At 71.1% G+C, this 20,233-nt stretch carries 17 protein-coding genes; 8 read left to right on the top strand and 9 right to left on the bottom strand.

From position 1 onward, the window contains the following. The first annotated feature begins 20 nt into the window (after window positions 1-20). The 5 genes from rpsR (at window position 21) to ACZ6YG_RS35495 (ending at window position 3,357) form a co-directional block, all read left to right on the top strand. Entirely contained in the window at window positions 21-257 is a 237-nt protein-coding gene (gene rpsR / locus ACZ6YG_RS35515; protein ID WP_020543048.1) for a 30S ribosomal protein S18, read from the top strand. Window positions 258-271: 14 nt separating this feature from the next. Then, complete coding sequence (gene rplI, locus ACZ6YG_RS35510; protein WP_148035962.1) at window positions 272-718, top strand: 50S ribosomal protein L9; 447 nt, start codon at window positions 272-274, stop codon at window positions 716-718. A 187-nt stretch (window positions 719-905) separates the two neighbouring features. Next, window positions 906-1,772 (top strand): ABC transporter substrate-binding protein, encoded by an 867-nt coding sequence (locus ACZ6YG_RS35505; RefSeq protein ID WP_397196486.1) that lies wholly within the window; start codon window positions 906-908, stop codon window positions 1,770-1,772. After that, window positions 1,769-2,617 carry an amino acid ABC transporter permease gene (locus ACZ6YG_RS35500; RefSeq protein ID WP_466020400.1) on the top strand — a complete coding sequence of 283 codons (849 nt, stop codon included), beginning with the start codon at window positions 1,769-1,771 and terminating at the stop codon, window positions 2,615-2,617. Before ACZ6YG_RS35505 ends, ACZ6YG_RS35500 begins: the two co-directional genes overlap by 4 nt. Continuing rightward, on the top strand, window positions 2,614-3,357 hold the full coding sequence (locus ACZ6YG_RS35495; RefSeq protein ID WP_187281557.1) for an amino acid ABC transporter ATP-binding protein: 744 nt from the start codon (window positions 2,614-2,616) through the stop codon (window positions 3,355-3,357). The genes ACZ6YG_RS35500 and ACZ6YG_RS35495 overlap by 4 nt, the downstream gene beginning before the upstream one ends. Here ACZ6YG_RS35495 and ACZ6YG_RS35490 read toward each other — a convergent pair. Both ACZ6YG_RS35490 and ACZ6YG_RS35485 read right to left on the bottom strand, forming a co-directional pair. After that, a complete protein-coding gene (locus tag ACZ6YG_RS35490; RefSeq protein WP_261808988.1) occupies window positions 3,354-4,823 on the bottom strand; it encodes an APC family permease in 1,470 nt (489 codons plus the stop codon). The genes ACZ6YG_RS35495 and ACZ6YG_RS35490 overlap by 4 nt on opposite strands. Window positions 4,824-4,911: 88 nt before the next feature. Then, entirely contained in the window at window positions 4,912-6,213 is a 1,302-nt protein-coding gene (locus tag ACZ6YG_RS35485; RefSeq protein ID WP_364233901.1) for an MATE family efflux transporter, read from the bottom strand. Window positions 6,214-6,495: 282 nt separating this feature from the next. On the opposite strand from ACZ6YG_RS35485, the gene ACZ6YG_RS35480 reads away from it, so the two are divergent. Then, on the top strand, window positions 6,496-10,032 hold the full coding sequence (locus ACZ6YG_RS35480) for a replicative DNA helicase (RefSeq protein ID WP_466020399.1): 3,537 nt from the start codon (window positions 6,496-6,498) through the stop codon (window positions 10,030-10,032). Here ACZ6YG_RS35480 and ACZ6YG_RS35475 read toward each other — a convergent pair. The 7 genes from ACZ6YG_RS35475 to ACZ6YG_RS35445 form a co-directional block, all read right to left on the bottom strand. Next, window positions 10,029-10,154, bottom strand: a complete 126-nt coding sequence (locus tag ACZ6YG_RS35475; RefSeq protein WP_261808989.1) for a hypothetical protein — start codon at window positions 10,152-10,154, stop codon at window positions 10,029-10,031. The genes ACZ6YG_RS35480 and ACZ6YG_RS35475 overlap by 4 nt on opposite strands. 100 nt (window positions 10,155-10,254) lie before the next feature. Then, the gene (locus ACZ6YG_RS35470) at window positions 10,255-14,547 is read right to left on the bottom strand and encodes a cation-translocating P-type ATPase (protein ID WP_466020398.1); all 4,293 of its coding nucleotides are present in this window, start codon (window positions 14,545-14,547) and stop codon (window positions 10,255-10,257) included. Window positions 14,548-14,577: 30 nt separating this feature from the next. Further along, window positions 14,578-15,060 (bottom strand): hypothetical protein, encoded by a 483-nt coding sequence (locus ACZ6YG_RS35465; protein ID WP_148035967.1) that lies wholly within the window; start codon window positions 15,058-15,060, stop codon window positions 14,578-14,580. A gap of 120 nt (window positions 15,061-15,180) precedes the next feature. After that, window positions 15,181-15,660 carry a redox-sensitive transcriptional activator SoxR gene (soxR, locus tag ACZ6YG_RS35460; RefSeq protein WP_148035968.1) on the bottom strand — a complete coding sequence of 160 codons (480 nt, stop codon included), beginning with the start codon at window positions 15,658-15,660 and terminating at the stop codon, window positions 15,181-15,183. A 10-nt stretch (window positions 15,661-15,670) separates the two neighbouring features. Next, a complete protein-coding gene (locus tag ACZ6YG_RS35455; protein WP_466020397.1) occupies window positions 15,671-16,390 on the bottom strand; it encodes a metallophosphoesterase in 720 nt (239 codons plus the stop codon). A gap of 9 nt (window positions 16,391-16,399) precedes the next feature. Beyond that, complete coding sequence (locus ACZ6YG_RS35450) at window positions 16,400-17,134, bottom strand: ABC transporter permease (protein ID WP_148035970.1); 735 nt, start codon at window positions 17,132-17,134, stop codon at window positions 16,400-16,402. After that, on the bottom strand, window positions 17,131-18,036 hold the full coding sequence (locus ACZ6YG_RS35445) for an ABC transporter ATP-binding protein (protein WP_148035971.1): 906 nt from the start codon (window positions 18,034-18,036) through the stop codon (window positions 17,131-17,133). Before ACZ6YG_RS35445 ends, ACZ6YG_RS35450 begins: the two co-directional genes overlap by 4 nt. Before the next feature lie 110 nt (window positions 18,037-18,146). On the opposite strand from ACZ6YG_RS35445, the gene ACZ6YG_RS35440 reads away from it, so the two are divergent. Both ACZ6YG_RS35440 and ACZ6YG_RS35435 read left to right on the top strand, forming a co-directional pair. Then, entirely contained in the window at window positions 18,147-19,577 is a 1,431-nt protein-coding gene (locus ACZ6YG_RS35440) for a sensor histidine kinase (RefSeq protein ID WP_466020396.1), read from the top strand. After that, entirely contained in the window at window positions 19,577-20,227 is a 651-nt protein-coding gene (locus ACZ6YG_RS35435) for a response regulator transcription factor (protein ID WP_148035973.1), read from the top strand. Before ACZ6YG_RS35440 ends, ACZ6YG_RS35435 begins: the two co-directional genes overlap by 1 nt. Window positions 20,228-20,233 lie beyond the last annotated feature (6 nt).

Below are 20,233 nucleotides of genomic sequence, written 5' to 3'. Positions count from 1 at the left end.
GCTCTGAGAGGAGCACCACGATGGCCAAGCCGGCACTGCGCAAGCCCAAGAAGAAGGTTTGCCTGTTCTGCCACGACAAGATCTCCTACGTCGACTACAAGGACACGGCGCTGCTGCGGAAGTTCATCTCCGACCGCGGCAAGATCCGTGCGCGCCGGGTGACGGGCAACTGCACCCAGCACCAGCGCGACGTGGCGACCGCGATCAAGAACGCCCGTGAGGTGGCTCTGCTGCCCTACACGAGCACCGCGCGCTAAGGAGGTCTGTCGACATGAAGCTCATCCTCACCCACGAGGTCTCCGGCCTCGGCACCCCCGGTGACATCGTCGAGGTCAAGGACGGCTACGGCCGTAACTACCTCATCCCGCGCGGCTACGCCATGCGCTGGACCCGTGGCGCCGAGCGCCAGATCGAGTCCATCAGGAAGGCGCGCGACGCCCGCGAGATCCGCGACCTCGGCACCGCCAAGGAGGTCGCCGGCCAGCTCGGCGCCCTGCGCGTGCGCCTGGCCACCCGCGCCGGCGAGTCCGGCCGGCTGTTCGGCTCGGTCACCACGGGCGACATCGCCGACGCCGTGAAGGCCGCCGGCGGCCCGATCCTCGACCGCCGTCGCATCGAGATCGTCAACCCGATCAAGAGCACCGGCGCCCACAAGGTCACCGTCAAGCTGCACCCCGAGGTCTCGGCGTCCGTCGACGTCGAGGTCGTCGCGGGCTGACACCAGGCCCCGGCCTCACGGCCCCCTTCCCGTCCGCGGGAAGGGGGCCTGCCTTTTGCCGCGGCCAGGGCCGGTGCTCACGGGGCGCCGCTTGGCGGCCCGTACGCGCAGGTGGGGGACCTGATCCCCGCCGTGGCCGCGTAGAATTCTCACGTTCTTCCTCTCGCGTTCCCCCTGGAGGCTCCCCATGGCCCGTCCTTCGATGCTGATCGCGCTCGGTGCGCTGGCGGCCGCGACCGTCGCCTGCGCGCCCGTCGACGAAACGGCGACGACGGCGGCGGCCTCTCCCACCTCGTCCACGGCGTGCACCAAGGACCAGCTCACGCTCGTCAACCAGGGCAAGCTGACCATCGGCACCGACAAGCCCGCCTTCGAGCCGTGGTTCAAGGACGACGACCCGGCCAACGGCCAGGGGTTCGAGAGCGCCGTCGCGTACGCGGTCGCGGGGGAGCTGGGCTTCGACCGCGACGAGGTGCAGTGGGAGACGGTCAAGTTCGACACCGCGTTCGCCCCGGGCGAGAAGCGGTTCGACTTCGACATCAACCAGGTCTCGATCACGCCCGACCGGGCCAAGGCCGTCGACTTCAGCAACGGCTACTACACGGTCAAGCAGTCCGTGGTGACGCTGGGCGACGGCAAGTTCGCCGGCGCCGCCTCGCTGGCAGAGCTCAAGGACGCCAAGATCGGCGTGCAGGTCGGCACCACCGCGCTGGACGCGGTCAAGAGCGTGATCCAGCCCACCGCGGAGCCGAACGTCTACAACGAGCAGATCGACTCCATCAACGCGCTGAAGAACGGGCAGATCGACGCTCTGGTGCTCGACCTGCCGACGGCCTTCTACGTGACGGCGGCGCAGGTCGAGGGCTCCAAGATCGTCGGCCAGTTCGGCTCGACCGGCGAGACCCCGGAGGAGTTCGGGCTGGTCATGGAGAAGGGCAGCGGGCTCAAGTCCTGCGTCGACAAGGCCGTCGACAAGCTCAAGTCCAACGGTGACCTGGACAAGATCGAGCAGCAGTGGCTGAGCGAGGCCGCGGGCGCGCCGGAGCTGAAGTGACCGCCGACCCGGTCTGGGTCAAGAGCGAACGCCAGCGCGAACGCGAGCGGGTTCTCGCGTCACAGGGCCGCTGCACGGCCTCGGTCGCGACGATCTCCACGATCCTGTTCGTCGCCCTGGTCGTCGTGGTGGTCGTCAACTCGCCGGGGTGGCCCCGGGTGCAGGAGACGTTCTTCGACCCGGAGATGTTCCTCAGGTCGGCGCCGGCGGTGGCCGAGGGCTTCCTGATCAACATCAAGATCTTCCTGATCGCCGAGCCGTTGATCCTGGTCGTGGGCCTGCTCGTGGCGCTGGTCCGCGGCACCAAGAACCCCGCGCTCTTCCCGCTCAGGGCACTGGCCACGTTCTACGTGGACGCCTTCCGCGGTGTGCCCACCCTGTTGGTCATCCTCATGGTCGGCTTCGGGCTCCCCGCCCTGAAGCTGCAAGGCATCCCGAACGACCTGGTCACTCTCGGCGTCATCGCCCTGACGCTCTCGTACGGTGCGTACGTCGCGGAGGTGTTCAGGTCGGGCATCGAGTCGATCCACCCCAGCCAGGTGGCGGCGGCGCGCTCGCTGGGCCTGAGCCACGGCAAGACCCTGCGGTTCGTGGTGCTGCCGCAGGCCGCGCGCCGGGTGGTGGTGCCGCTGCTGAACGACTTCATCTCGCTGCAGAAGGACACCGCGCTCGTGTCCACGATCGGCCTGGTGGAGGTGCTCCGGCAGGCCCAGATCATCGCCTCGCAGACGTTCAACTACACCCCTTATCTGGTGGCGTCGCTGCTGTTCATCCTGCTGACGATTCCGCTGGCCCGGTACACCGACCACCTGTCGGCGAAGGCGCGTAAGAGGCAGGGCTCATGAGCGTGCTGACCATCCACAACCTGTGGAAAAGCTTCGGCGGCAACGTCGTGCTGCGCGGCATCGACCTGGAGGTCGAGCAGCACGAGGTGGTGAGCCTGATCGGCGCGTCCGGCTCGGGCAAGTCGACGCTGCTGCGCTGCGTCAACCTGCTGGAGACGGCCGACGACGGCACCATCCATCTCGACGGCGAGGAGATCACCGACCCGCGGGCCGACGTCGACGCGGTGCGCAAGCGCCTGGGCACCGTGTTCCAGGCGTTCAACCTGTTCCCGCACATGACCGTGATGGACAACATCACCCTGGCCCCGCGCCAGGTCCACCGGGTCGGCCGCGCGCAGGCCGAGGAGGAGGCGCACGAGCTGCTGCGGAGGTTCGGGCTGGCGGACAAGGCCGGGGCCTACCCGGACCGGCTCTCCGGCGGCCAGCAGCAGCGGGTGGCCATCATCAGGGCCCTGGCCACCAAGCCGCGGGTGATGCTGCTGGACGAGGTCACCTCCGCGCTCGACCCCATGCTGGTCGTCGAGGTGCTCGCCGTCATCAGGGAGCTCAAGGAGTCGGGCATGACGATGATCCTGACGACGCACGAGATGTCCTTCTGCCGCGACATCTCCGACACCGTGTGCTTCCTCGACGGCGGCGTGCTGCTGGAGAAGGGTCCGCCGGAGAAGATCTTCACCGAGCCGGAGCACGACCGCACCCGCGCCTTCCTGGGCAGCGTGCTGGAGTCGGGCCGCTTCTAACGCCGGTGCCTGCCCCGTCCGGGTGTCGCCGCGGCGGCCCGGCCGGGGTCGGCCAGCAGGCTGCGGCGTCTGCCGTACCCGAGGTAGACCAGCACCCCGAAGGCCATCCACAGGGCGAACCACGCCCAGGTGTGCACCTGCAGGTTCACCATCAGCCAGAACGTGGCGACCAGCGACAGGATCGGCAGCAGCGGCGACAGCGGCACCCGGAAGCCGCGCTCCAGCTCCGGCATCCTGCGCCGCATCACGATCACCCCGGCCGCCACGAACATGAACGCGAACAGCGTCCCCATGACGACGAGTTCCTGCATCGTGAGCACGGGCACGAACTCGGCCAGCACGATCGCGACCGCGCCGATCACCAGCGTCACCCGCGACGGCGTGTGGTAGGCCCGGCTGATCACCGCCAACCGGCGCGGGATGAGCCCGTCGCGCGCCATCGAGAACAGCACCCGGGTCTGCCCCACGAGCAGCACCAGGATCACCGTGGTCAGCCCGAGCACCGCGCCCACGTCGATGACGTGCGTCATCCACCCGGCGCCCACCGCCTGGAACGCGCTCGCCAGCGGCGCCTCCACCGCGATGCTCGTGTACGGGACCATCCCCACCATGACGGCGGCCACCGCGATGTAGATCACCGTGGCCACGACCAGGCTGCGGATCATGCCCTTCGGCACCACCGTGCGCGGGTTCACCGTCTCCTCGGCCGCGGTCGCGACGATGTCGAACCCGATGTAGGCGAACGCGATCACCGGGGCGGCGGCGAACACGCCTGACCAGCCGAACGTCTGGCCCTGGCCGACGAACAGGTCCAGCACGGTCGCCGTCGGCGTGGTGACCGGCTGCGGCTCGGCGTGGAAGTCGCCGAAGTTCGCCACGTCCACGTACGTCGCGCCGACCACGATGACCGCGCCGATGGCCAGCAGCTTGGCCGTCACCATCACCCAGAGCGCGCGCAGGCCGATCCGCGCGCCGGCCGCCACGACCCCGGTCAGCAGCACCAGGATGACCAGGACGAGGACGTTCTCGACCACCTCGGGCCGGGGGACCCGCACGCCGAAGTTGCCGATGGCGCCCACGGTGATCTGCGCCCACGCCCGCGACACCACGGCCGCGGCCAGCTGCAGCTCCAGGATCAGCGCCCAGCCGATGATCCACGCCCAGATCTCGCCGAAGATGACGTAGGTGAAGGTGTAGGCGCTGCCGGAGGTCGGCATCGTCGACGACAGCTCGGCGTAGCACAGGCAGGCCAGCAGGCAGGCGATGCCCGCGATCATGAAGGACAGGATGACGCCGGGACCGGCCTTCGTCGCCGCCATCTGCCCGGCGATGCTGAAGATCCCGGCGCCGATCATCACACCGAGTCCGAGCACCACGAGGTCGGAGGTCCGGTACACCTGGGCCAGCGCATGGCGCGCGCCGGTGCGGAGGCCGGTCGCCTCGGCTGGTGGCAGCCGTCGCATCATTGCGGACAAAGTGACACACCCCGCTCATGAGACCCGCCCACAGTGCCTCACCACTTCCGGCGACAGCAAGCACGGAAGCGTCACGGTGCTAAGCCCCGACCACCAGCCAGGCGGAGCCAGTGGCGCGACGGGCCAGGGTGACGAGCCTGGCCACCATCCACACCCCGAGCGCGCACCACAGGGCCACGATGTCCATCCCGGACGCGAGGGCGGCGGCGGGCAGGTACGCCAGCGTCGTCCACACCCCCGCCCACGCCAGATAACGCTGGTCACCCGCGCCGATCAGCACGCCGTCGAGCACGAACACCACCCCGCAGATCGGCTGGAACAGCGCCACCGGCCAGAGCACGGCGAGCAGCTGTTCGGTCACCTGCGGGTCGGCGTCGAACAGGCCCGGCAGCAGCGGCCGCGCCGCCAGCACCAGCAGCCCCAGCACCGCACCCGACCAGACGCCCCACGTCACCATCCGCCGCGTGGCCCGCCGGGTGGCCTCGACGTCCCCGGCGCCGAGCGCCCGGCCGGTGATCGCCTGCCCAGCGATGGCGATGGCGTCCAGCGCGAACGCCAGCATCGTCCACACCTGCGTGGCGATCGCGTACGCGGCCAGCTCGGCCTGCCCCATCCTGGTGGCGATCACCATGGCGACCACCAGCACCACCCGCAGGCACACGGTCCTGACCAGGAGCGCGAACCCGGCCGTGCCCGCCTGCCGCACCCCCGCCGGGTCCGGCCGCAGGGGGACGCGCAGCCGCCGCGCGCCCTTGACCACGACCGCCACGTAGACGGCCGCGCCGAGCGTCTGCGCCAGCACGGTGCCCCACGCCGACCCGGCGATGCCCCAGTCCAGGCCCAGCACGAACCAGGCGTTCAGCACCGCGTTGAGCGCGAACGAGCCGACCGCCACCACCAGCGGCGTCACGGTGTCCTGGAGGCCGCGCAGCACTCCCGTGCCGGCCAGCACCACCAGCATGCCCGGGGTGCCGAGCAGGCTGATCCGCAGGTACGTGACGGCCTGCTCGGCCTGGTCCGGGGCGGCGCCGAACAGGTCCACCACCGGCGGCGCGAGCGGCCACATGACCGCGATCAGCGCCGCGCCGATGCCGAGCGCCAGCCAGATGCCGTCCACCCCGTGGCGCATCGCCCGCTCGTGGTGGCCCGCCCCGGTCTGCCGCGCCACCGACGCGGTCGTGCCGTACGCGAGGAACACGCAGAGGTTCACCAGCGTCGTCAGGACCGTGCCGGCCACGCCCAGCGCGCCCACCGCGGTGGTGCCCAGCCCGTGGCCCACGATCGCGTAGTCGGAGAGCAGGAAGAGCGGCTCGGCCACCAGCGCGCCGAATGCGGGCACGGCCAGCCGCAATATCTCCCTATCCTGGGGCGTAATGGGCATTCATCGATTATGCCCCTTACGGGACGCAGGTTGCCAACTTTCTTCCCTCCACAGCCGGTGGACATCGTATCCGCAGGTCGGAGGGCATGTGGATGATGATGTCCACAGTTATCCCCAGGCTCGTCCACAGGCCTTTCACACCCTGAGCGGGCTGCGTACACAGCTTGACCACAACCTTGTCCACAGGCCGCGTTGCTGATGGGCCGCAGAGCCGCGAAACTGTCAGACCGGTCGGCTACAACTGGGGGTGGCTCGACCGCTGCGAGCAGTTGAGGGGGCGCGGTGAGCATTGACGAAGAGATCGGTGCGGGCCCGGGGTTCGAACGCACACCGCCCAACAACATCGAGGCGGAGCAGTCGGTGCTGGGCGGCATGCTGCTGTCGAAGGACGCGATCGCCGACGTCATCGAGATCATCCGCTCCGACGACTTCTACCGCCCCGCCCACCAGATGGTGTTCGACATCATCACCGACCTCTACGGGCGCGGTGAGCCGGCCGACGCGGTCACGGTCTTCGCCGAGCTGCAGAAACGCGGCGAGATGGCCCGCGTGGGCGGCGCCGCCTACCTCCACACCCTCACGGCCGTCGTCCCGACCGCCGCCAACGCCGACTTCTACGCCAAGATCGTCCGCGAGCAGGCGGTGCTGCGCCGCCTCATCGAGGCCGGCACCCGCATCGTCTCCTACGGCTACGGCGGCCAGAACGAAGAGGTCGACGACCTCGTCGACCGCGCCCAGGCCGAGATCTACAAGGTCACCGAGCGCCGCACGTCCGAAGACTACGCGGCCCTGGCCGACATCATGCCCGGCGCCCTCGACGAGCTGGAGGCCATCGGCAGCCGTGGCGGTCAGATGGTCGGCGTCCCGACCGGCTTCGCCGACCTCGACCAGCTCACCAACGGCCTCCACCCGGGCCAGATGATCGTCGTCGCCGCCCGACCGGCCATCGGGAAGGCTCTCGCCCTCGACACCCCCCTGCCCACGCCGACGGGCTGGACCACGATGGGCGAGGTCCGGGTCGGCGACCACCTGATCGGCGCCGACGGCAGGCCGACCCGCGTCGTCGCGGCCACCGAGGTGATGCACGGCAGGCCCTGCTACGAGGTGGAGTTCAGCGACGGCACGGTGATCGTGGCCGACGCCGGCCATCAGTGGCGCACCACGACCCGTGCCTCCCGCCGATCGCTCTCCCGGCCTGGCGGAGAGGGACGGACGCGCGCGGCCATCCGCTCGGTCGTGACCACCGAGGAGATCGCCGCCACCCTGCGGTGTCCCGCCGATCAGCGGCCCCACCACGCCGTCGAGGTGGCCGCAGCTCTCCAGGGAGAGGAGGCGGACCTTCCCCTGCCGCCCTACGCCCTCGGGATCTGGCTGGGCGACGGCCGGGGCGCGAGCGTGAGCCCCAGCCTCCAGGGTGTCCTGCGCTCCCTCGGCGTCCTGGATGACAGGCACATCCCGGTCAGCTACCTGCGCGCGTCGGAGCGGCAGCGCCGCGCCCTGCTGGCAGGGCTGCTCGACTCCGGCGGACGCGTCGACGCCGCGGGCCGGATCCGGTTCGCCGTGACGGACCGGCGCCTCGCCCGCGACGCGCGCGAGCTGATCCTGAGCCTCGGCTACCAGCCGACCGTCCGCACCAATCAGGTGACCTGCTACACGATCAGCTTCACCACGCCGGACCAGGTCTTCCGGCTCCCCAGGAAGGCCGTCAGTCAGGCCGGCGACGCCGACCCGGCCGCGTCGGTCCGCCACATCGTGGACGTGCGCCCCGTCCCGTCCAGGCCCGTACGCTGCGTGCAGGTCGACAACGCCGACCACCTCTACCTGGCGAGCCGGTCCTGGATCCCGACCCACAACAGCACGCTCGGCCTGGACTTCGCCCGGTCGGCGGCGATCAAGCACGGCATGTCGACCGTCATCTTCTCGCTGGAGATGTCGCGCAACGAGATCACCATGCGACTGCTGTCGGCCGAGGCGCGGGTGGCGCTGCACGCCATGCGCTCGGGCATGATGACCGACGACGACTGGACGCGCCTGGCGCGGCGGATGAGCGAGGTGGCGGAGGCGCCGCTGTTCATCGACGACTCGCCCAACATGTCGATGATGGAGATCCGGGCCAAGTGCCGCCGCCTCAAGCAGCGCAACGACCTGCGGTTCGTGGTCATCGACTATCTGCAACTGATGAGCTCGCCGAAGAAGACCGAGAGCCGTCAGAACGAAGTGTCGGAGATCTCCCGTGCCATCAAGCTGCTGGCCAAGGAGCTGGAGGTCCCCGTCATCGCCATCTCCCAGCTCAACCGAGGCCCCGAACAACGCACGGACAAGCGCCCCCAGGTGAGCGACCTGCGTGAGTCCGGTTGCCTGACCGCCGCCACCCGCGTCATGCGGGCCGACACGGGCGCCGAGGTCTCGCTGGGAGATCTGCTCGAATCGGGTGCGCGCGACATCCCGGTCTGGTCTCTCGACGACCGGCTGAAGCTTGTGCCCCGGACGATGACGCACGTCTTCCCGAGCGGGGTCAGGGAGGTCTACCGGGTCCGGCTCCGGTCAGGCAGAGAGGTGGAGGCGACGGCCAGACACCCGTTCCTCACCTACGACGGCTGGCGTCCCCTGGCGGATCTCGCCGCCGGGGCGCGGGTGGCCGTGCCGCGACACGTCCCCGCTCCCTTGGACGTCGAGTCTTGGGACGAGGACGAGTTGGTCCTGCTCGCCCATTTGATCGGCGACGGCTCGTTCGTACGTGGGCAGCCGATCCGCTACAGCAGCACCGACGAGGCGAACCTGGCCGTCGTCACGGAGGCGGCCGCCCGGCGTTTCCACATCACCGCCGTGCGGGACGAGCACGCCGCGGCTCGGTGCACCTCCCTGCGGCTGCCCGCGCCGTATCGGCTGACCCATGGCAAGCGGAATCCCATCGCCGCCTGGCTCGACGGGCTGGGCCTGTTCGGTCTGCGCAGTCATGAGAAGTTCATGCCGGACGGCCTGTTCGCGCTGCCGAAGCGGCAGGCCGCGCTCTTCCTCAGGCATCTGTGGGCCACCGACGGGTGCGTGTGGTGGGACGAGAAGGCCGGGCAGGCGCGCATCTCCTACGCGTCCACCAGCAGGCGCCTGGTGGACGACGTGGCGCGGCTCCTGCTGCGGTTCAACGTGATGACTCGGGTGAAGGAGTCCCGTAAGGGCGATCACCGCCCTTCTTACCAGCTGTTCGTCTACGGAGCGGAGAACCAGCTACGTTTCCTCGACGAGATCGGTGTCCACGGCGGGCGCGAGACGGCTGCGCGTCAGTGCGCCGGGCGCCTACGGCTGATCACCGGTAACACCAACATCGACACGGTGCCGAAGGAGGTTTGGACGCGCGTCCGCACAGCGCTGGTGGAACGAGGTATGTCACAGCGTGAGTTCGCCGCCGGCATGGGGACGAGCTATTGCGGGACCACGCTCTGGAAACACGCGCCGAGCCGGGAGCGCCTCGGACGGGTCGCCGCAGTCCTGGACGCCTCGGACCTCGAACTGCTGGCCACCAACGACGTCTTCTGGGATGAGATCGCCTCAGTCGAGTCGTTGGGCGAGCAGCCGGTCTTCGACGCCACGGTGCTGGGCACGCACAACTTCATCGCGAACGGGATCAGCCTGCACAACTCCATCGAGCAGGACGCCGACATGGTGATCCTGCTGCACCGTGAGGACGCTTACGAGAGGGAGTCGCCACGGGCGGGCGAGGCCGACCTGATCGTGGCGAAGCATCGTAACGGGCCGACGGCGACCGTGACCGTGGCCTTCCAGGGCCACTACAGCCGCTTCGTCGACATGGCGCAACACTAGGCCAGGCGCACTCCGGCAGGGCTCACGAGCGACGTGACGATCGACTGGACGAGGCGCATGATGAGGGCTTCGAGCAGCATGACCGCCGCCTTGGCCAGCAGGGACGCCAGGAATTCGGACATTAGGTACCTTGCGGGGACGAGTGTGTCTTTCCTCGCATAATTAACCACAAAACACGCCGGGAGCTGTAGTCCGAGTGACCGGAAGGTGAACGATCGATGTCTATCTGATACCGAGGCTCTCGACCGCGACGGCGGCCAGCGTGGCCGCGGCCGCGCTGGTGAGCCCGATCCCCCAGCCGATGGGGCCGACCGGGCGGCAGCCGAAGACCTGGCTGAGGCCCGGCACCGACACGACCACGAAGAGGGCGGCCAGCGACGACACGGACGCCGCCACGACCAGGCGGTCCCGCCGGCCGAGCGCCAGGGTCTGCAGGAGCTGGGCGGCGACCAGGCCGATGAGCCCGACGGTGTCGGCGCGCCCGCGGGTGCCGCCCATCCTGGCCAGCAGCCACGCGGCGGCGGCCGCCGCCGCGGTCGTGACGGCGCGCAGGTAGATCTCGCGGGTGAGCGCGGTGCCGAGCGAGGCCTCCGGCCCCTCGGCCAGCAGTTTCTCCGGGCTGGCGGCGCTGGGCGGCCGCACGGCCACGGCCAGCGCGGGCAGCATGTCGGTCAGGAGGTTGACCAGCAGCAGCTGGCGGGCGTTCAGCGCGCTGCGCCGGGTCAGCAGGCTCGACCCGAGGGTGAAGGCGATCTCGCCGACGTTGCCGCCGAGCAGGATCCCCAGCGCGTCGCGTACGGACCCCCACATGGCGCGGCCCTCGACGATCGCGTCGATGATGGTCTCGATGCGGTTGTCCAGGACGACGATGTCGGCGGCCGACCGGGCGGCCGGGGTGGCCGTGGAGCCGAGCGCGACGCCCACGTCGGCGAGGCGGATGGCCGGCACGTCGTTGGCGCCGTCGCCGGTCACGGCGACGACCTTGCCGGTGTCGCGCAGGACGGTCACGATGCGTGCCTTGTGCTCCGGGGTGGTCCTGGCGAAGACGGCCACGTCGGAGAGCACCTCGCCGAGCCGCTCGTCGTCGAGCGCGTCGATCTCGGGCCCTGTCATGATCCGCCGGCCGTTGATCGCGTCCAGCTCGGCGGCGATGGCCTCGGCGGTGCTGGGGTGATCGCCGGTGATCATGATGACCCGGACGCCCGCCCCGATGAGCTGCCGGACGCTCGCCTTGGCCGTGGGCCTGATGGGGTCGGCCAGGCCGAGGTAGCCGAGGAAGCACAGCCGTTCGATGCGGGACTCGTCCAGGTCGGCGCGGCTGGAGGCGGACCGCTCGGCGACGGCGAGCACGCGGTAGCCCTGCCGGGCCAGCCGTTCCACCTCCTGTCCCAGCTCCAGCCTGATCCGGTCGTCCAGCGGGACGTGGTGGCCGTCGCGCAGGACGGTGGAGCAGCGGCCGAGCACGACCTCGGGGGCGCCCTTGACGCTGAGCAGGTGTCCGGGCCCGGACGTGCCCAGCACGGCGTGGTAGCCGCGGGCGGGCTCGAAGTGCAGTTCGTCGACGCGTTTCCAGGACTTCAGGCCCTCGTCGAGGGTGATGCCGAGCGCGTCCGCGCCTTCGATGACGGCCCGGTCGGTGGGGTGGGCGATCCTGCGGTCGTCGCCGAACTTGGGCCCCGCGCGCAGCGCCGCGCCGACGAGGGCCCGCATCTCGCCGGTCAGCTCGTCAGGCGACCTCTGGTGCCAGCCGTCCGACACCCGGCCGAGGCTGATGTGGCCTTCGGTGAGGGTGCCGGTCTTGTCGAAGCAGAGCACGCCGACCCTGCCCAGCGCCTCGATCGTGGACGGGTTGCGTACCAGCGTGTTGCGCTGCGAGAGCCGCTTGGCGGAGGCGAGTTCGGCGATGGTGGCGACGAACGGCAGGCCTTCGGGCACCGCGGCCACCATCATGCTCACGGCGGGCCCGAGCGCGGTGGCCAGCGGCGAGCCGCGGAGCAGGTCGATGCCCATCAGCACCGCGCCGGAGCCGACGGCGGCCGGCAGGATCCTGCGGCTCAGCTCGCGCAGCCGCAGTTCCACGCCGCTCGGTGGCGGTTCCAGGGCGGCGAGCGCGGCGGTCCGGCCGGCCTCGGTGCGTTCGCCGGTGGCGACGACCACGGCGCGGCCGCTGCCCGCCGCGACGGTCGTGCCCAGATACACCATCGAGCTGCGCTCGGCGACGGCGGGCGCCGCCGTGGGGCTGATGGTCTTGGTGACGAGCTGCGACTCGCCGGTGAGCGTGGACTCGTCGAGTTCCAGCCCCGACGCCTTGATCAGCCTGGCGTCCGCCGGCACGGCGTCGCCCGCGCGCAGCTCGATCACGTCTCCCGGGACGAGGACGCCGGCGTCGCAGTCGACCGTGCCGCCGGGCCGGCGCACGCGCACGGTGACCGCGGTGATCTCGGAGAGGCGGTTGAGCGCCCGGTCGGCGCCGGTCCGCTGGGCGCCGCCCAGGAGGGCGTCGATGAGCATCACGCCGCCGATGAGCCCGGCGTCCAGGACCGAGCCGACGGCGGCCGACACGCCCGCGCCGGCGGCGAGCACCGGTGTCAGCGGGTTGGCGAGCTCCCGGACCGCCGCGCCGGCCAGGGACTCCGGCGCCTCCTCCGTCGCGGCGGGCGGGGTCCTGCGGCGGGCGGCCTCCTCCTCGGTCAGTCCCTTGCGTGAGGTGTCGAGCCGGGCGAGCACGTCTGGTATGGCCATGGCGTGCCAGGGCGTGGGGTCGGCCTGGACGGGCGGAGTGCCGCGCCCGGTGGCGCGGCCCGACCAGTAGCCGAAGACCAGCGCGACCGCCGACACGGCGTCCCGCACCCAACTGGCACGCCGGGGGGCGGCCGCCTCCGGGCCGATGAACGCCAGCCCCGAGCCCGCGACCGCGCCGGAGGCGGCGAGCCACACGCCTCGGGTGCTCACCTTCCTGGCGACCGGCAGGGACCGCAGCACCAGGTGCGCCGCGTCCAGCCCGCCCACCACGTCGGCGTCCCAGGGGAAGCGCCTGGACGGTTCCAGCACGCCGATGCCCAGGTCGGCCCCGCGGAGCGCGCGCCGCGCGCGCCGCGAGACCACGGCGACGCCGTGCCCGTCAGCCTGCAACTCGCGCACCAGCTCAGCCGGCTCGGACCCTGGGGACGGATCGACACCGAGCCGGAGGGCGAGGCCGTCCTCGTCGCCGGCGATGATCACGGTGCCGGCGCTCCTGGCCGCGGAGACCAGCGCCTCGGCCATCGGATGCGGCTCCCTGGCCAGCCCGACCAGCGCGACCTCCGCGCCGTCCTTCGAGACGGTGACGGGGCGGATGCCCTGGTCGACCCACTCCGAGCGCGCGACGTCCAGGCCGGCGGGGGCGGCGGTCCAGCCGTCCTGCTCGCGCCGCGCGTCCGGGTCGGTGAGGTCGAGCAGCGTGTAGAGGCAGGCGTGCAGCTCGTCCAGGTCCACGTCGGGTACGAGGGGGAGCACGCTCTCGATCGCCCACCGGCCGGAGGTGAGCACGGCGGCGTCGAAGACGACGGTGTCGACGCGGTCCATGCGGGACAACGCCCGGCGGTCGAGCACCATCGCGTCGCGCCCGGCCAGAGCGGCCATGATCGCGCTGACGTAGCCGTCCCTGGCGAGCCGGCCGGCCTTGGGCGTGCCGGAGATGAGCAGGGGAAGCCCGCGCCGGTGGTCGCGGGTGAGGAACGTGGTCACGCCGTGCGCGGCCAGTGCGCCGGGGCCCGCGAGGTCGGCGTAGCGTTCGAGCGGGCCGCGGGGCAGCGGGGCTGGCCGTTCGGACTCCTCGGTCCTGATGTGCCGGTAGGAGCCGTCGTGGCCGGCGAGCGCCGTTTCGCGCCGTTCCCAGGCGCGTCGGCCGGTGTGCGCGGCGGCGTACCGGCCCGCGGCGGCGGCGGAGTCGACGAGCAGCGTCACGGGTCGCGCGGCCAGCGCGTTGGCGACGATCCTGGTCGTGCCGAGTATCGCGTCGGTCGCCGACGCGCCGAGGCGCCGCTCCAGCTCCAGGCGCACCCGGGGGATCTCGTCGGCCAGCGCGGCGAAGCTGGGCACCGCGTCGGACAGCCGGGGGACGCGGGCGACCTGGCCGGTCAGCGCGAGGGCGGCGCCGACGAGGTTGAGCCCGAGGCTCACGGCGGCCTTGGCCTGCTGCTCCGCACCGTCGAGCACCCGGGCGGGGGGCGGGCCCTCGGTGTCGTGCTCCTCGATGAGCTCGATGAGCTCGTCCAGTTCGCCGCCAGGCGGGCAGTCGACGAACACGCAGCCGAGCGTCCCGTTCACCTCGGCGCGGCGCGCGCCGTGGGCCAGCAGCCGCCCTTCCAGCTCGCGGACGCGCTCTTCCGTTCCCGGCCCGCCCAGGTGGCGCAGCTCCACGCGGGTCCCGCCGGGGCACGCCCGCACCCGGCGGGGGCGCGGGACGAGGCCGCGTACCGGCTCAGGAAGGAGGTCCAGCAAGGTGTCAGCGGAGAACAGGCCGAACGCCGGCATGCCGCCCCCTGTTCTCTCGGCTGGTTCGGCCTATTTGCTCGGACGGGTGCGCTCGACCGCTTCCTTCTGCCGGGTCAAGGCGTTCTTGACCGCCGCGGCCTTGTTCTTCGCGGTGGCGGCCTCGGCCGCCTTGCTCGCCGTCTTCTGCCTCGTCTCCATCTCGTTCTGCTTGGGCTTCTCGGGCTTGCGGGCCGAGGTGGGCTTGCCGTTGCCGTTCCCGCGGGCGCGCTGGGCGATGACGGTGCCCACGCCGATGGCGGCCGCCACGGGCCATTCGACGACGCCGAACACCGCGAGCGCGCCGAGCGCCCCGTAGTAGGCGACGCGCTCCGGCGGCGGCAGGATCGACTTGGCGACGTCGACCGCGTGGCCCATCTCCTGCTTGCTGATGTGCGGCATCGGGACGTGCGGCAGCTTCATGTCGGGCTTGTGGAGCTGGATGGACATCATGGGCAGGTCCAGCGTGACCTTCTTGTCCTGGGCTGTGGACGGCTGCGTCTGGGTATCAGCCATGACTCCTCCTTGGGCGCGAATGCCGGTACCTCTCGGTTTTTCTCCTCGGCCTCACCCCATAATCCGGACAGGAGGTATTTGACCTTTTTGCCGTCCCCTGCCGAATCGTCCCCGGCCGGGCTAGCGGCAGGTGCTGGGAGGACAGATCCGGGTGTCGATGCGCCGGGCGCCCGGCCCTTCGGTGCCGAGCCGGTCGTGGGGGTTGGCGAGCACACAGCGGTCGAGCGAGAGGCAGCCGCAGCCGATGCAGTCGGTGAGGTCGTCGCGGAGCCGCTGGAGCTGCTCGATGCGGTCGTCGAGCTCGCCGCGCCAGGCGGCCGACAGCCGGGCCCAGTCGTCCCTGGTGGGGGTGCGGCCCTCGGGCAGCTCGGTGAGGGCGTCCTTGATGGTCTTGAGCGGGATGCCGAGGCGCTGGGAGAGCCGGATGAACGCGACCCTGCGCAGGGTGTCGCGGGTGTAGCGGCGCTGGTTGCCGGCCGTGCGCCGGCTGGCGATGAGACCCTTGGCCTCGTAAAAGTGCAGGGCCGAGACGGCGACGCCGCTGCGCTCGGCGAGCTGGCCCACGGTCAGTTCCTTGGAGTTCCAGGCAACCTTGGTCACGACCTCGACATTACTTGAGGACGACCGGCCTGAAGTGGGTGACCAGGTTCCCGCCGTCGAACAGGTGCAGCGCGAACGCGGGTGGCAGCTCGTACGAGACAGGGAACGTGTCGGCGGTCTCCACGCTCGTCAGGCAGGTCGAGACGACGCCGGGCGCGACGACGAGCGGCAGCCCGGCGAACCGGGCCTGGACGGCGGTGTGCGCGTGCCCGGCCAGCACCGCCGTCACGTGCGGGTGGCTGGCCAGCACGTCTGCGAGCCGCTCCGGCTCACGCAGGGCGATCCTGTCCACGTACGGGATGCCGAGCGGGACGGGCGGATGGTGCAGGCCCACGAAGGCCGGCACCCCCGGCCGCTCGGACAGCACCTCGTCGAGCCAGGCCAGCGTCTCGTCGGCGAGGAACCCGTACGCCTCGCCCGGGACGCTGGAGTCGGCCAGCGCGAGCGTCACCGCGTCGAGCCTGAGCACCTGGTTGGCCGGCCCGATCCGCTTGTCGAACTCGGGCACCGAGTCGTGGTTGCCCGGGCAGACGATCAGCGGGGTGCCGACGCGCATCAGCGCGGCGGCGGTGTCGTACTCCTCCGGCAGCGCGTGGTCGGCGATGTCGCCGGTGACCAGGATCGCGTCGAGGCCGAGGGAGTCGACATGACGCAGGACGGCGGCGGCTCGCTCCTCGCTGGCCGGCGAGCCGCCGATGTGGATGTCGCTGATCTGTGCGAAGGCCACCATGGGAACAAACTACTCCCACTTGAACAGGCGCACGGCGAGCCCGCTGAACAGCACCAGCCCGCCGACCATGACGGCCAGGTGCGGCAGTTGCGGCCAGTCGCCCGCCCAGGTGTCGCGCATGGCGTTGACGAACGGCCCGACCACGGAGAAGTCGCTGATCGTGCGCAGCGTGTCGGGCATGATCTCGCGCGGGATCCACATGCCGGCCACGAACAGCAGCGGGAACATCGCCACCGACCCGATGCCGGGCGCGGTCTTGCTGTTCGGCGCGATGGCGGCGATCACCAGGCCGAGCGCCAGCATCGCGGCGGCGCCGAGCAGGTACGCCAGCAGGAACCCGAAGAGCTGCCCGGGGATCTGCGAGCCGAACACCAGCCACCCGGCGACGATCACCACCACGGCGCTGCACAGCGCGATGATCAGGTTGAGCAGGAGCTGCGCGCCGAGCAGCCGCGCCGGGTGCGTCGGCGTGGTGGACATCCGGCGCAGCACGCCCTGCTCCCGATACGTGGCCATGGCGCCGGGCAGGATGGTGAAAGCGGTCGTCAGCAGGGCGAGCAGGATCATCTGGGCGGGCAGCTGGGCGTCGACGAACCGCTGACCGCCCAGGTTCGGGTCGGGTTTCTGCAGGTCGGGGATCTGCCCCAGGACCAGCAGCAGGCCGACCGGGAGCGCCAGCGAGAGCGCGACGCCGAGCCAGTCACGCGCCAGCAGCTTGGTCTCGACGAGCAGGATCTTCTTCATGCCAGCTTCCTTCCGGTGAGTGCGAGGAACGCGTCGTCCAGGGTGGCCTGCTCGATCCGCAGGTCGTTGGGGACGATCCGCTGCTCGGCGAGCGCGAGCGTGACGGCGGGGGCGAGGTTGCCGATGCCGGTGACGACCACCTGGTCGCCCGTGCGGCTGATCTCCTTGACCTCGGGCAGCGACGTCAGCACCGAGTCGGCCACGGGCGCGGACGGCCTGAACCGCACCTTCTGCTCCCCGCCGACCCGGGCGACGAGCCCGGCGGGCGAGTCGATAGCGGCGACGCGGCCGGAGTCGATGAGTGCGATCCGGTCGCAGAGCCGCTCGGCCTCCTCCATGAAGTGGGTGACGAGCACGATCGTCACGCCGGAGTCGCGCACCTGCTCGACCAGCTCCCAGGTGTCGCGGCGGGCCTGCGGGTCGAGCCCGGTGGTCAGCTCGTCGAGCACCGCGATGCGCGGCTTGCCGACGAGCGCGAGCGCGACGGACAGCCGCTGGCGCTGGCCGCCGGACAGCTTGCCGAACATGGCGTCGCGCTTGGCGCCCAGGCCGACCCGCTCCAGCAGCTCCGGCCAGTCGGCGGGGTCCTGGTAGAAGGACGCGTACAGGTCGAGCGCCTCCCACACCTTGATCTTCTCGGGCAGCGCGGAGCTCTGCAGCTGCACGCCCAGCACGCGCCGGAGCCCGTCCCTGTCCTGTACAGGGTCGATGCCGGCGACGCGCAGGGTGCCGCCGTCGGGCACGCGCAGGCCCGACACGCACTCCACGGTGGTGGTCTTGCCCGCGCCGTTCGGGCCGAGGATGCCGAAGATCTCTCCGGCCCGGACCTCGAACGACACGTCTTCCACCGCCACGTGGTCCTTGTAGCGCTTGTGGAGGTTCTTGACCTCGATGACGTTCATGTCTACGACGCTAGGGACGCCGGTTCTGCCGGGGAATCGAGCTGGTTGCCGGGCATAGGTGTACTTAGGTGCAGTGTGCGCATCCCGCTCCATCGCGCACACTGGTTGTCATGGTGCGGAAGATCGGTCACGTCCTCGCGCTGCTCGCGCTCGTCGTCGTGCAGCTCCTGACGCTCGTGTCGGCGTTCCTGTGCCTGGTCCTCTGCTTCGGCCTGGGCATGGTGTTCCTGTTCCCGCCGCAGGTGCGGATGATCAGATGGGTGACCGGGATGACGCGCTACCTGGTGCGCTCCTCGTCCGGGATCGTGATCGAGCCGCCGTACCTGCCGGAGCCGCCGCCTCCGCAGCCGCAGCCCGACGGGCTCTACCGGTCGCACCGCACGCTCTACAAGACGCCCCGGATGCCGGCCTGGAACGACCGCTGGAAGTGGATGCTCACCGACCCCGCGACCTGGCGCGACGGGTTCTGGCTGCTGCTCGATCCGGGCGTCAAGATGGTGCTGCTGCCGCTGCTGATCCTGCTGCCGGGCCGCGGGCTGCGGGTGTACGGGCTCTGGTGCGAGCTGCTGCTGGCCGCGACCGCGTCCAGCCGGATGGCCGGCCAGCTCAGCAGTCTCAACCGGGCACGCAACCTCGCCGTCGACACGCAGGCCGCCGAGATGCGCAGGATCGAGCGTGACCTGCACGACGGCACGCAGGCCAGACTGGTGGCGCTCGGCATGACGATCGGGGCCGCCGAGCAGCTCATGGAGTCCGACCCGAAGGCGGCCAGGGCGCTGATGGCCAAGGCCAGGGAGGCGTCGGCGGAGACGCTCACCGAGCTGCGCCGGGTGATCCGCGGCATCCACCCGCCGGTGCTGGCCGAGCGCGGCCTCGGCGACGCGGTGCGGGCGCTGGCGATGGACAGCGCCCTGAAGGTGTCGGTCCAGGTGGAGCTGACGCACCGGCCCGAGGCGCCGGTCGAGGCGGCGGCGTACTTCGCGGTCAGCGAGCTGCTGTCCAACGCCGCCCGGCACGGCGGGGCCGAGTCGGTGGAGATCGACATCAGCACCAGCGGAGCCAACCTGCGCATCACGGTCACCGACGACGGCTGGGGCGGCGCCGACCCGTCCAAGGGCAGCGGCCTGACCGGGATCGAGCGCCGGCTGGCGGCCTTCGACGGCGTGATGGCGATCCACAGCCCGGCGGGCGGGCCGACGACGGTGACCCTGGAGCTGCCGAAGGTGCTGCCCGAGCACTGGGCCGGAGACGTGGCCAAGTTGCCTCGCTGGAAGTTGGCCACCGTGATCGCCCTGTACGGGACGGCCTGGTGCCCGCTGTTCCCACAGGGCGTCGTGGCGGGCATCTTCAAACTGGTCGGCTTCGACGAGAAGGCCTGGTTCCTCGCGCTGCACCTGCCCGATGCGTGGCAGTGGCCCTGCATCGCTTTCATGATCCTGCTCGGTACGGCCATGTACGCGACCGCGGTCGCCATCCCGGCCCACCACAAGGACCACCCCTTGGCGCCCCGCAACCCGCTTGAGGGCGTAGGGTTCTGCTGATGAACAGGGTGCTCGTCGCCGAAGACCTCTACCTGCTCAGAGACGGGCTGGTCCACCTGCTGCAGGCTCACGGGTTCGACGTGGTCGCCGCCGTGGAGAGCGGCCCCGAGCTGCTGAAGGGCCTGCTGGAGCTCCGTCCCGACGTGTCGGTGGTGGACGTGCGGCTGCCGCCGACGCTCACCGACGAGGGGCTCCAGGCGTCACTGGAGGCGCGCAAGAAGGTGCCGGGGCTGCCGATCCTGGTGCTGTCGCAGCACGTCGAGCAGCTCTACGCGCGCGAGCTGCTGGCCGACGGCTCGGGCGGCATCGGCTACCTGCTGAAGGACCGGGTGTTCAACGCCGAGCAGTTCATCGACGCGGTGCGCCGGGTCGCGGCGGGCGGCACCGCGATGGACCCCGAGGTCATCTCCAAGCTGCTGGCCAGCAACGCCAAGAACGAGCCGCTGGCCGCGCTCACCCCGCGCGAGCGCGAGGTGCTGGAGCAGATGGCCGAGGGCCGCTCCAACGCCGCCATCTCCCAGCGGCTCTACCTGAGCGAGAGCGCCGTGGCCAAGCACACGGCGGGCATCTTCGGCAAGCTCGGCCTGGCCCCGTCCGACGACGACAACCGCCGGGTGCTGGCGGTCCTCGCCTACCTCAACAACCGCTAGGCGGGC

The sequence above is a fragment of the Nonomuraea sp. NPDC054003 genome (assembly GCF_055585125.1).
This window is presented reverse-complemented; position numbering and strand designations above follow the sequence as displayed.